Annotated in this window: 10 protein-coding genes; 8 read left to right on the top strand and 2 right to left on the bottom strand. The window is 44.4% G+C overall.

Features of this window, described 5'->3' with window-relative positions; genetic code table 11:
• Positions 1 to 189 precede the first annotated feature (189 nt).
• The 5 genes from H6F52_RS04985 to H6F52_RS04965 all read left to right on the top strand — a co-directional run bounded on the left by H6F52_RS04985 (position 190) and on the right by H6F52_RS04965 (position 6,270).
• On the top strand, positions 190 to 471 hold the full coding sequence (locus tag H6F52_RS04985; RefSeq protein WP_190532429.1) for a hypothetical protein: 282 nt from the start codon (positions 190 to 192) through the stop codon (positions 469 to 471).
• A 30-nt stretch (positions 472 to 501) separates the two neighbouring features.
• Positions 502 to 651 carry a hypothetical protein gene (locus H6F52_RS04980; protein ID WP_190532427.1) on the top strand — a complete coding sequence of 50 codons (150 nt, stop codon included), beginning with the start codon at positions 502 to 504 and terminating at the stop codon, positions 649 to 651.
• 130 nt (positions 652 to 781) lie between these two features.
• Positions 782 to 1,672 carry a metallophosphoesterase gene (locus tag H6F52_RS04975; RefSeq protein ID WP_242033853.1) on the top strand — a complete coding sequence of 297 codons (891 nt, stop codon included), beginning with the start codon at positions 782 to 784 and terminating at the stop codon, positions 1,670 to 1,672.
• Positions 1,673 to 2,034: 362 nt separating this feature from the next.
• On the top strand, positions 2,035 to 3,267 hold the full coding sequence (locus H6F52_RS04970) for a DUF4336 domain-containing protein (protein WP_347276188.1): 1,233 nt from the start codon (positions 2,035 to 2,037) through the stop codon (positions 3,265 to 3,267).
• A gap of 591 nt (positions 3,268 to 3,858) precedes the next feature.
• A complete protein-coding gene (locus H6F52_RS04965) occupies positions 3,859 to 6,270 on the top strand; it encodes a hypothetical protein (protein WP_190532422.1) in 2,412 nt (803 codons plus the stop codon).
• Positions 6,271 to 6,390: 120 nt separating this feature from the next.
• Here the strand turns inward: H6F52_RS04965 and H6F52_RS04960 are convergent, their stop codons facing one another.
• Complete coding sequence (locus H6F52_RS04960; RefSeq protein WP_190532419.1) at positions 6,391 to 6,582, bottom strand: hypothetical protein; 192 nt, start codon at positions 6,580 to 6,582, stop codon at positions 6,391 to 6,393.
• Positions 6,579 to 7,160 (bottom strand): Uma2 family endonuclease, encoded by a 582-nt coding sequence (locus tag H6F52_RS04955; RefSeq protein WP_190532417.1) that lies wholly within the window; start codon positions 7,158 to 7,160, stop codon positions 6,579 to 6,581. Before H6F52_RS04955 ends, H6F52_RS04960 begins: the two co-directional genes overlap by 4 nt.
• 113 nt (positions 7,161 to 7,273) lie before the next feature.
• On the opposite strand from H6F52_RS04955, the gene H6F52_RS04950 reads away from it, so the two are divergent.
• From H6F52_RS04950 to H6F52_RS04940, 3 genes are all read left to right on the top strand, one after another.
• Complete coding sequence (locus tag H6F52_RS04950; protein ID WP_190532415.1) at positions 7,274 to 7,549, top strand: hypothetical protein; 276 nt, start codon at positions 7,274 to 7,276, stop codon at positions 7,547 to 7,549.
• 107 nt (positions 7,550 to 7,656) lie between these two features.
• On the top strand, positions 7,657 to 10,293 hold the full coding sequence (locus H6F52_RS04945) for a response regulator (RefSeq protein WP_190532413.1): 2,637 nt from the start codon (positions 7,657 to 7,659) through the stop codon (positions 10,291 to 10,293).
• A complete protein-coding gene (locus tag H6F52_RS04940; protein ID WP_190525768.1) occupies positions 10,290 to 12,584 on the top strand; it encodes a GAF domain-containing protein in 2,295 nt (764 codons plus the stop codon). Before H6F52_RS04945 ends, H6F52_RS04940 begins: the two co-directional genes overlap by 4 nt.
• The last annotated feature ends 23 nt before the right edge of the window (positions 12,585 to 12,607 follow it).

Genomic DNA, 12,607 nt, shown 5'->3' with positions numbered 1-12,607 from the left:
CAAATATCCCTAGAGCAATTCCATCTAATCTGATAAAGGACTGCGAATTTGGGCGGAGTCAAGGATTTCAATTGGATTTGTAGCCTTGTCCCGTCAACTTGCATCTTGTCCCTGCTGGTTGAAACCACCGTCCCCGTTCATCTGGCGCTAGGAGTTCCGCTAAGGGTCGATCCGCTATTTTTAGCTTAAATGGAGATGAGCGGGCGATCGCGCGATCGGCGTCAATCTGTAGCGATTTCCCAGCACCTCACTCAATATCTTGTACACGAACAGGATATTGAACGTGTTGATGCAGCGATAGCGATCGCATCATCTATTATCTTTTTGCTGCGGCTTGCTCAAGAAGAAGCGAATCTTTCCCTTAAAATTAAAAATAAATTATCTGAACTAATTCTTGTGGCTCAACTCGGAAGCCAGCCACAAAAGACTATCAAGCAGTTATTTGAAGCGGCAGAAGAACAAGAGAAATAGGAAACGATTAGGCAAAGGCAAGAAGCCGGGGTGAGACATATCAAAGCGTTAGAGACGTTAGCTAAACGGGACGCCGATGCTTGGAAAGATGTCAAACGGCTGCTAGAAAGTTCTCAGGCGCAAGCTTATGATGAGGCGATGAAGTTACTTTTGAAGCTGCCAAGATTTAGCACTCAATAAAAACAAAAAGCTAGCTTTTCGGACGCGCCTAAACCAAATTCACGAGCAATTACAGTAGACGCCCTGCTTTTATAAAACGTTTAAATAATGTAGGTTTGATATAAACCTACATCTTGCTTCCAATCGGTCAATGCCAGGAATAGCAGCAATTTCGCAGTTGAACTGGCGTCAAGATGACAACGTCTTTTCAAGGCAAACGCTATCCTTAAGCCCTATGCGGATTGCTTCTATTTCCGACCAACCCATTCATGAAATCCCCTTTATTACCGCTGCTGCGGCAGGTCATCTCCATGTGGTTGAGCAAGTTTTACCGATTTTATCGGCAGAAGCTGACTCACTTCCACCTGGCTTAGACGCCATCATCATCGCTAGCGATTTACAGGGTATCAATCCCACAGATGGACGCCTTCTCGGTCATCGTGTCGCGGAAGAATTAGAAACTTTAGCGAACCTGGGACGAATTCCATCCCCACAGAAAACAGGCATTATCTTGGCAGGCGATCTTTACGCACGAAGCGATAAGCGTGGGGGTGAGGGAGATGTCCGCGAAGTCTGGCAATCTTTCAGCCGTCGTTTTCGTTGGGTTGCTGGAGTTGCAGGAAACCATGACATTTTGGGAAACACGCCAGAGGAAATTCAAACCTTTAAAAAAGGGCGAGGTATCCGCTACTTAGATGGTGAAATCGCTGTGGTTGATGGATTCCGCATTGCTGGTATCTCAGGGATTATCGGCAAACCGACTAAACTTTGGCGTCGTTCAGAAAAGGATTTTCATCAAGCTATTCGCCAACTGCTCAAGGAGTTACCAGATATCCTAATTTTGCACGAAGGTCCCAACGATCCAGACGCGAAACTCATCGGAAATCAGTCAATTCGCGCTGAACTTGCCACAGCGAACGAGTTGTTAGTCATTTGCGGTCACTCCCATTGGAAGGTGCCGATGACTACGTTATTCCCAGGAGTCCAAGTTCTCAATGTAGACAGCCGCGTTGTTGTCCTCACGGTGGCAACGTCAGGGTAATTTGCTGCGAACCTTTTTTATGGACAAGGGGGCAAGGGGATGAATCATCAACGGAAAAATCGGCTTTCTCCCACTCCTCCACTTTCCCACTCCTTGATCCTCTAAAAAACCTACCCTTGTGAGGGGGTTAGGTCTGCTTTATCTGGGAAGGATTGATCCTAATAGGGTAGAAAACGAGCGTTTGTTTAAAGTCTAATTGTCATGCGGGTCTAGATTTTAGATAAAAATAAGTTATTGAGTCAAAAGTTTGCTTTCCTCCAGCAGCTAGAAATTCGACAAACACGGGCGTCAGCATTCATGAAGAAGGGGAAGGGGTCGTGGAGTGGATAGAACCGCTAAAAAAAGCGCACCAGACACACCTATTGAAGGCATTGTTTGGGCAGGGGCAAGATAGTTTGAGTATCAAACCTGGAGACTCGTCATGGCCTTTTTGGCTGGCTGTGCCACTCTACCCATACAGTCGGCGGCGGACACTCCGCAAAGAAGTCGTGAAGGACACGATCTGGACTTTTGACCAGATGCAGGGCATCCTCTACACTGTCGTACCGATTCGCATGACCGTCGTTAAGCTCTCAGAAGGAGGTCTTCTCGTCTATGCCCCAGTTGCAGCGACCAAAGAGTGTATCCGGCTGGTTCAGGAGTTAGAGGCGAAATACGGCGATGTTAAGTACATCATCCTGCCAACTGCTTCTGGCTTAGAACACAAGGTCTTCGTGGGTCCGTTCGCCAGACGCTTTCCTGTAGCACAGGTCTTCGTGACTGAGAACCAATGGAGCTTTCCGGTGAATCTGCCGTTGAGTTGGCTTGGTTTCCCTAGCAAACGGACTCACGTACTTCCGGAGAATAGCAAGGATGCGCCCTTTGCTGAGGATTTTAATTATGCAGTGCTGAGCATCGACTTGGGGCGAGGGTCGTTTGAAGAAGTTGCTTTATTGCACAAGCGATCGCGCACGCTGCTGCTGACAGATTCGGTACTTTCGGTGCCAGAGTCTCCGCCAGAGATTGTCCAAGTTGACCCATATCCCTTGCTGTTCCACGCCAGAGATAGCGCCTTGGAGAGGGTTGAAGATACAGAGGCGAATCGTCGCAAGGGATGGCAGCGCATTACGCTGTTTGCTTTGTACCTACGTCCTAGCGCCTTGGAAATGAGCGGACAGGGGCAGGCTTTGCGCGATGCCTTGAAAGCACCGGATCGGTCAAAGAAGGCGTATTTCGGTTGGTTTCCCTTTAAATGGAAGGCTCAGTGGCAGCAGTCCTTTGAGGCGCTGCGAGGGGGCGGTCGCCCGTTCGTGGCACCGATTCTGCAATCGTTCATTTTCACCCAAGCGCCTCAGGCAGTCCTTGATTGGGCGGACGAGGTGGCAAGCTGGAATTTCCAGCGAATTATTCCCTGCCACTTTGATGCGCCGATTGAGGCAACTCCCGATCAGTTCCGGCGGGCGTTCACCTTCCTGAAGAAGAAGTCTTCTATCGGTGAGGGTTTCTTAGGGGGTGGAAGTCAGCCTTTGCCGGAGGAAGACTTTGAATTCATTAGAGAACTCGAAGAAAATTTGACTAAGCGCGGCATCACATCGCCACAAAAGGAAAAGGTGTGAGGCGGTGATTTTTGCAACTAGGTTCTTAGCCCAAATATACTTCAATCACTATACCCCCAACCCTTCCTTCGTCAGCTCTGCATTTGATTCCATCTATATAGCAGAAGTGGCTTTTGTATTCTTCTTCGTCGTTGCTGTCTGCATAATATGCGATGTATCCACCTGACATGGAACTATTGTAAAAATGCAGTTTTCTGCCATTAATATCTGTCGCTTTGCTGCGACAGTCACTACAAATGTATTCCGGGTATCTAAGAGAAGGAGTTACCCCAGTATGACAAATGGGACAGGTTTGCGTGGTCATGCTCAAAAGTATTTTTACACTTGTATGACTATAGCCTTAACTTAATCAAAACAACTGCTCAATAAGACGGGCAGAAATATGTATAACTGATTAAGTATTGCTGTAGGACTAACTACCCTGACTAAGACAGGAGCGATCGCTTCCCGTGCTGTTTCGGTTTTGGAAAAATGGAGTTAGAGAGAAAGGATGCGATCGCGAAGCGCGATAGCTACTGTTAAGGGTTAGGATGAATCTCCGTTGCCTTCATTTGCTATAAATTGTGTTACAGATAAACACTTAACATAAATATGGAACTTCAGGATCGCGAAGTAACGCTTAAAATAAAATCACGCCCCTTACGTTGTGCATATCTAGTCCGTAACAGAGATGAGTTACTCGACGCAATAGCTTTATATACACATATGTGGGGAGGTGCGGCAAATGCAATCCTACCCCTACCTGAGAATGATGAAGAACTAAATAGCTTTACATATACTCTTGAGTGGATGAATCCGGATTACATTTTTATTCCTAGAGAAGAACGGTCTTTACCAGTATCTCAGGTGTTGGAAAAGCTACCAATTCTAGTTAGACCTATCTCAAAAGTTGAGATTCAACGCCACATTGATATTGCTAGCGGGGATTTACTTCACTTAGCGCCTGGTTCGCTATCTCATATTAGTAAAGTTCTCTCAGCAATATATCAAAACGGAACAGAAGATATTGGTATTCGTCTGCTCGCTACAAACAATCCCTTTAATTTAGAAAGTGCTTTACACGCAGGACTGCCAACAAAATCATATTGTGATTACTTAGTTCAATATCTAGGAGCTAGTACGTTTTATAATTTAGAAAATAGAAACTTTTTATTTAGAGCATTGCTAACAATAACAAAGTTTAAAAGTCCTTATGATTTAACTTTGGTTAGAACTGGAAAAAGTTATAACTTTAATAGTTATATCATAGAAACAAATGACGAAGAAACTCTTTGCATATTTCTAGATGATGGCAACGATGTCGGTATTGCGACTGCATTTTGGAATTGTCGGTGGATGTTTCCATACAATAAAATTTTCTTCTCTAGAAAAGATTTCTTGGAAAATATTAAAACTTATGCCTTGCAGATTATTAAGTTTATGCCTTATATTCGAGCAATCCATATTACAACACCTTTTAGTCGTGAAAAAGCATTAGAATTGTGCAGTTTTTTAAAGAATATTTTTATGGAGGGTGGCAAAGAAGTTTTAGTAAAAATAAACTACCAAGATTTTCGTTTCAATTGGATCCCTGGTACCTTATCCTCAGGTAAGGCTATCGAAATCACAAGAACAGTTACATCAGAAGGTTGTGTTCGCTTTGACTTAAGTACTCCAGTTGGGCATGAAAATATAAACTTTACTTTTGGTTATGATGCAGAGGTAAAATTTAGATCTGGTAGGAAATTCTTCTGCCCTCATACTTTAGTAAATTCACATTTACTTACTAATGAGCTGTGGAGACTTGACTATTCAGAAACTAATAGAGAGAATCTTGGGAAACATTGGTTACGGCAAGATTTACCTATTCGGGCAGCAGTTAAAGGAATTGCAGGATTAGCATTACCTGGTAAAGAATGTTTTTTCTTTATACATCCAGATAATGTCATTATTACTCGACTGCTTAAAGAACTTGGATTTGAAGTTAAAGCTAATGAACACACTCGCTATGCTCAAGGTTTAGTTAAGCGATTAGGTGGAATTGGAGAAGTAACAAGCCTTATTAATGATGGAGGGGTAGATATTATATCCGTCCTTAGCGCGGATAGAGGAGATCGAGAAGGTCTGAATAGGAGCAAGATTCTCTCTGCTCTCATCAAAAAACGTAGCTTTAATCAAGAAGAGGCCAACAAAATAATTAATCAAAAACTTAAGCCACTATTGGCAAGTGACTTATTGCGTCGTGGTTATTCTCATAGATGTCAGAATTGCAATCTAAAAACTTGGTTTTCTATAGAAGAAATTAGAGAATTCATTGAGTGCAAAGGCTGCTATGAAAGAGAACAGCTACCCTTAGATGATTTAGAATTTACGTATAAGCCTAACGAGCTTGCAGCTCAGCTAATACGAGAGGGAGGCTTAGCAGTTTTAATGACAGCAGCTACACTTAGAAGGATTCCATCTTCAAGTTCTAGCCTTATTCAGTTTGGTGGGGATTTCTTTAATGTTGAAAATAAAACTAAATTTGCTGAAGTCGATTTATTCTGCTTAACAGAAGAGGCGTTAATAATTTCAGAGTGCAAGTCCCTTTTCACTAAAAAAGAAGCTGACGAGAAGGAAATAGAAAATAGCATAAAAGAACAAATTGAGCGTACTCGAGAATCTTTAAAGAAGAACTTAGATGTAGCAAAGCGTATAGGCGCAAGTGCAATTATTTTGGGTGTGTTTACAAATGTATCTAACATATCTAATTTACTTAACATCATAGCTGATTTAAAGAATATGGCTAGAGGTCAAAGTATTGGTTTGCATCTTGCATTAAATGGAAGAATACATCTATGGGGAAACTCAGACGGTATTGAACCAAGAAAAATAAAGCTAGGCGATCTATTAGTTGAGGAACAAGCTTTGTCAAATGAATGGACTGTAGGCGAAGCACCTAGTCACTATGGTGGTGCAGTTGGCTCAAAGGGTCTTTTCGACAAAGAGATTTTAAAGCAATGGGAATCAGACTTAAAAGCGTGAAATCAACTTCATGCGAATTGTGGTACTTGCAAACTAACGCTGCATTTGAGCGGACGGGCGAAAGTCCAATCAAAGCCTTTGCAAATTCTGGGTTGTGCAACAACCTAACATACGTGGTCTTTAGTTTAATTGTTGCCACCGACTTGGTTTCAACATCGGGCGTTGCTGATTGATGGAATGAATTTGTTTCGCGCCAAGGCGCAAAGGTGCAAAGATTATACATTCCGCCTTGGTCAGACAACTTAATTCATACTCCTGTTCAGCAACGCCTAAAATCGGTTGGGACAAGATAGCGATCGCTCTCATGTTCACGAATCAGCACTCTGAAGTCCAGGGACTTTTCGATAGATGGAGGCAATATCGCAGCGAAGATCGATACTTGCAAAGTAAACTTCATCTCCTTGGTGGTAGATTTGAGAAACCCAATCGCCTGAGTCGGAAAGGCGAAAACACTCGACACTCATCTGAGATTGATCAATTAACACATATTCTTGTAAAGATGGCGACGTTTGATAGTCAGCAAATTTCTCTCCTCTGTCAAAAGCTGCTGTTGAGGGAGATAGCACTTCAATGACCAAAATGGGATAGAGGATGAAGTCATCTGTAGAGTTTGTATCCCGCTCATCGCAAGTTACTGCAACATCGGGATAGTAATAGCAGTCTGCTGACTCAAGCCTGACTTTAATATCTGAAGAAAGAACAATGCAGGGGGCGTGTTCAAGGTGATTATTGAACAAAGTAACTAAGTTGCCAGCAATAATAATATGAGGCTTCTTTGCCCATACCATTGCATAAACTTGCCCTCGCCTATACTCATGTTTGATAGGACTGACTCGCTCTCCCTCTAGGTAATCTTCTTTTGAGATGTAGAAGTTTTTGCTAATAGTCATTGGATAGTTTTTCAGGACGAGTGGCTATTTCAGCAATCTGTAACCAACTTTAACAAAGCATTGCCGAACTTGGCTTCAGATTCAGTTGACACAACAAAAGAGCGATCGCTCTTTTGTTACTGACGGTTGTATACCCGGAAACACACTTTATTTATCCTTTACTCCCCTGGGCAGAGAAGGGGAAAATAGCGATCGTGGAACTTGCTAAAGTAGTTGTACTGTGGTGTCCCAATGTAGTCGTTTTTAAAGCGATCTCTACTCGCGCAACATTCCAACCCCCCTGCAATTTAACGCTAGGCTCAGACGCGCTACTTGTGGATCAACAGCAACTCAAAGCCCTCAAACAGGAATTAGCATGGGCTGGGTTGCTAGTTTCCGAGCAATTCTAAAAACAAAAATTATAAATTGACATAACCGCAAGAATGTAGAGAAGGATGAAAGTGGTGTCTACCTCCAGGTATGTCAGCCAGACAATCCATTGATAGTTGATATAACAATGATTCCCGATAACGAAGCTGACCGACTCGCCGCAGTGCGTCGCTACGACATTCTTGACACACCTCCAGATGGAGCCTTCGACCGAATTACAGCTCTAGCTGCCCGGTTTTTTAATGTCCCGATTTCCATTATTAGCATCGTTGACCACGACCGGATCTGGTTTAAATCCCATCATGGGCTAGAAGTTCAGCAAATTGGACGCGAACCCGGACTGTGTGCCAGTGCGATTTTGCAAGAAGACGTTTACACCGTTCTGGATGCCAAAGTAGACCCCCGCACGTTTGTAAATTCCTTAGTAGCTGGGGAATTTGGACTTCGCTTTTACGCGGCGGCTCCCTTGCAGACACGCGATGGTTTCAACTTAGGCACTATTTGTGTAATCGACTATCAACCCCGCCAAGTCACCGAGGCAGAAAAGGCAACTCTCAAAGACTTAGCTGCCATCATTGTTGATGAATTGGAACTGCGACTCGCCGCTCAAAAAGCCGTACAAGCTGAAGTCGCCCTCCGGATGGCAGCACTGGAAGCAACGCGATCTAAAAGCGAATTTCTGGCAATGATGAGCCATGAAATCCGTACTCCAATGAACGGCGTCATTGGAATGGCAAGCTTGCTATTGGATACAGAACTAACGTTCCAGCAACGAAAGTTTGTCGAGATCATCAGTAGCAGTGGCGAGTCCTTACTAAAAATTATTAACGACATTCTCGACTTTTCAAAAATCGAGTCCGGCAAGCTGGAATTAGAAGAACACCCTTTAAACTTGTTAGATTGCATTGAAGCTGCCTTAGATTTACTCACTCCCCATGCTTGTGAAAAAGGCTTAGAACTTGCTTACCGAATCGAGACAGGAACACCTAGCATCGTGCTAGGAGATGAAATTAGACTGCGCCAAATTCTGGTGAACTTGCTAAGTAATGCAATTAAATTTACTTCTGCTGGGGAAGTCGTGGTTTCGGTGACAGCAACAGAAGTAATGGTTAATCAGGAATCAGCAATTAGTCACCGGCAAGAAAACCAATCATCCATTGCCCCTGATTCATTCCCTAAAACCTATTACGAAATCCAATTTTCCGTCAAAGATACCGGAATTGGGATTCCTTCAGACCGAATCAATCGTTTATTTAAGTCGTTTAGCCAGGTTGATGTCTCTACCGCCCGTCAATATGGGGGAACCGGCTTGGGACTGGTAATTAGCAAACGCTTGAGTGAAATGATGGCGGGTCAGATGTGGGTTGAAAGCGAAGTGGGACGCGGCTCCACCTTTTATTTCACGATCGTCGTCCAAGATTTTCCTGGCTGTCCACTTGTTGAACTCGATGCTGTTCAGCCGCAGTTAGCTGGAAAACGGCTATTAATTGTGGATGCCAACGTTACTAGCCGCCAGATTTTGATTTTGCAAACCCAATCATGGGGAATGATGACGAAGGCAACTGAATCGGGTGCCCAGGCTTTAAACTGGCTTCGGCAAGGAGAGCGTTTTGATATGGTGATTCTCGATAGGCAAATTTTAGGGATGGACGCCTTGAGCCTAGCGACAGAAATTCGCTCCTTACCGAACGCTCAAGCATTACCCGTGGTGATGTTGACAACGTTTGGCAAGGAACCGGGGGGGAAACAGTTAGATCGAGTAAAATTTGCAACCTTCCTGAATAAGCCGATTAAACAATCTCAGCTTTACAATACCTTGAGCGATCTGTTGGTACGAGAGCCGATCAAGGTGCATCGCGCACCCTTTACTTTCCCTGAGTTTCAGCTCCCCTTTGCCGAAAGTCTTCCCCTCCGAATTCTTGTCGCCGAAGACAATCGGGTGAACCAGAAGGTTGCTTTGCACATACTTCAACAGTTGGGGTATCGAGCCGATGTTGTTAACAATGGGTTAGAAGTGCTGGAATCTTTGCGGGGTCAACCCTACGATCTGCTGCTGCTGGATGTGCAGATGCCAGAAATGGACGGTTTAGAGACGAGTCGTAACATCTGCCAAAAAGAATTGGCAACCGATGGGAGCGCAAAACCTTGGATTATTGCCATGACGGCGAATGTCATGCAAGGCGATCGCGAAACGTGTCTGGAAGCTGGCATGGACGACTATATCAGCAAGCCGCTCCGGAAGGAAGAGTTAGTTCAGGCTTTGCTGAGGTACAGGGGCACTGAGGTGCAGGGGTACAAAGGTGCAGGGAAGTCGGGGATTGGGGAAGTCAAAAAAAGAGAGGGCGAAGCCACTACTTCACTGAATACTGAGTGCGGACAGGGTAGCGATGTAACATTATCATTCAGTACTCCTATTGATGCGAAGATCCTGGAAGCATTTGCTAAAACAGTGGGAGGGAAAGCCTCAAATTTATTGACTCAATTGATTCATTGCTATTTAGAAGATGCTCCCAAACTGCTGCAAGCAATGGAGACAGCAGTGAGTAACCAAGATGTGATCGCGCTCAGGCAAGCATCTCATACTTTGAAAGCCAGCAGTGCCGCTCTTGGGGCAGTACAACTGGCTACTTTGTGTAAACAGCTAGAAGCGATGAGCCGGACTGGAGAAATTGCGGGTGCATCCAAAATTGTTGTACAGATTGAAACAGAGTATGAAAAAGTGAAAACGGCTTTGCAGATGGAAGCACAATCAAGTCAGCAATGAATATTACTTGCACCGAACCAGATTCCTACCTCGTCCTGATTGTTGACGATGACAAATTCACGCGGATGCAGCTGCGCGCCATGATTGAACACGAAGGCTACACAGTGGCAGAGGCAAGTGATGGAGAGGAAGGATTAGCTGCTTACATCAGCCTACATCCAGATATTGTGTTGCTAGATGCGTTGATGCCGATTCTGGATGGCTTTAGTTGTTGTCGCCAGTTAAAATCACTTCCTCAAGGCGATCGCACACCTGTTTTAATCATTACCAGTCTTGATGACCGAGAATCTGTCAATCAGGCGTTTGAGGCAGGTGCTACCGATTACGTGACTAAGCCGGTTCACTGGGCAGTGCTGCGCCAACGGATGCGTCGTCTCCTGCAAGCGAGTCGAGCAGCGGAAGAATTACGGCAGCAAAATCAGCGACAACGGCTAATGGGAGCGATGCTGGAGCGCATCCGCCAATCTCTGAATCTAGAGGAAATTCTTAATACTACAGCCAGCGAGGTGCGGCAATTTCTTCAGACCGATCGAGTGGTAATTTATCGCTTCAATCCAGATTGGAGTGGCATGGTGGAGGTGGAATCTGTAGATGAGCGCTGGACTCCTATCTTAGGAAAAACCATTGTAGATCCGTGCTTTGCTGAAAACTATGTCAAGCCCTACAAACAGGGTCGTATCCGAGCTACGGAGGATATTTACAACGCTGGCTTGAAACAGTGTTACATCGATTTAATGTCTCAGTTTCAAGTCAAAGCTAATTTGGTGGTGCCCATCCTGCAAAACAGGGCTGAGGAAAGGGACCCGGAGAGCCGGGAGGAATCTTCGCTCAGTTCCCAAATAGCCCTTAGCACGGATAGCACTCAGTTATGGGGGCTGTTGATTGCTCATCACTGTTCGCAACCTCGGCACTGGCAACCGTGGGAGATTGATTTCCTCAGTTCGTTGGCAATTCAGGTAGCGATCGCGATTCAACAATCTGAACTTTACCAACAGGTGCAGCGGCTCAACACAAACCTCGAACACCAGGTACAGGAACGCACCAGCCAGTTGCAGCAAGCTCTCAAATTTGAAGCGATGCTCAAACGAATTACTGATAAAGTGCGTGACAGCCTTGATGAGAGCCAAATTTTGCAAACAGCCGTGCAAGAATTAGCACAAGTGCTGGGAGTTACATACTGCGATACGGCGTTGTATGACATTAATGGGGCTACTTCCACGGTTTGCTATGAGTACACGCTTTCCATGCCTTCATCTGAGGGAAGCGAAATCCAAATGGCAAGTAATCCGGCGATTTACTCCCAACTATTGCAAGGAAAGCATTTACAATTTTGCAAAATAGGCCCTAACCCAATTCAGCCGGTTTCCGGTGAATTTTCAGTTTTAGCTTGTCCGATTTTTGATGACCAAGGGGTTTTGGGCGATCTGTGGTTATTAAACGATCGGGAATATATTTTTAACGAACTAGAGATTCGCTTATTACAGCAGGTTGCTAATCAATGCGCGATCGCAATTCGCCAAGCCCGACTTTACCAAGCTTCGCTGGCTCAAGTTGAGGAATTAGAAAAACTCAATTTTCTCAAAGATGATTTTTTGAGTACGGTTTCTCATGAGTTACGCACCCCCGTATCCAACATGAAAATGGCAATTCAGATGTTGGAAGTGATTATGGAAGAAACCTGCAATTGGCGGGATGAAATCGCTAATAAAAGTGCGGAGAGACACCCAGGTTATTGCTATTTTGAGCTGTTAAATAATGAGTGTGACCGAGAGATTAATCTGATTAACGATCTACTCCACTTACAGCAACTCAATGCAGAGGCGCATCCTTTAGAAAAAACAGCGATTCATCTACAAGACTGGATTCCCCATATCGTAGAACCTTTTGAACAGCGAACCCACAAACACAAGCAAATCTTACAAGTAGAGATTCCCGAAGAACTGCCGATTCTAATCTCCGATCCATTCTGTTTAGCACGCATCCTCACCGAGCTGCTGAATAATGCTTGTAAATATACTCCGCAAGGAGAAAAAATTAAGGTAGCTGTCCATGCTAAATCAGAAAAGCTTCAGCTCGAAGTGACTAATTCTGGAATCGAAATTCCTACAGATGAAATTCCCCGAATCTTTGATAAGTTCTACCGCATTCCAAGTAATGACCCGTGGAAGCATGGCGGAACTGGTCTAGGACTGGCATTGGTTCAAAAAATGGTAGCTTATTTAGGAGGAACAATTAAAGTGGAAAGCGAATCCAAAATCACCTGTTTTTTAGTTGAACTACCGATTCTTTGATTTTAGTAAAACTTGTTAGCAGG

Origin of the sequence: Coleofasciculus sp. FACHB-542, from assembly GCF_014695825.1 — a bacterium.
GTDB lineage: Bacteria > Cyanobacteriota > Cyanobacteriia > Cyanobacteriales > FACHB-T130 > FACHB-T130.
This window is presented reverse-complemented; position numbering and strand designations above follow the sequence as displayed.

Excerpts from the sequence above, each read along its gene's own strand:
- H6F52_RS04985 (WP_190532429.1), top strand. The coding sequence starts at position 190 with ATGGAGATGAGCGGGCGATCGCGCGATCGGCGTCAATCTGTAGCGATT.
- H6F52_RS04975 (WP_242033853.1), top strand. The coding sequence starts at position 782 with ATGCCAGGAATAGCAGCAATTTCGCAGTTGAACTGGCGTCAAGATGAC.
- H6F52_RS04965 (WP_190532422.1), top strand. The coding sequence starts at position 3,859 with ATGGAACTTCAGGATCGCGAAGTAACGCTTAAAATAAAATCACGCCCC.
- H6F52_RS04955 (WP_190532417.1), bottom strand. The coding sequence starts at position 7,160 with ATGACTATTAGCAAAAACTTCTACATCTCAAAAGAAGATTACCTAGAG.
- H6F52_RS04945 (WP_190532413.1), top strand. The coding sequence starts at position 7,657 with ATGATTCCCGATAACGAAGCTGACCGACTCGCCGCAGTGCGTCGCTAC.
- H6F52_RS04940 (WP_190525768.1), top strand. The coding sequence starts at position 10,290 with ATGAATATTACTTGCACCGAACCAGATTCCTACCTCGTCCTGATTGTT.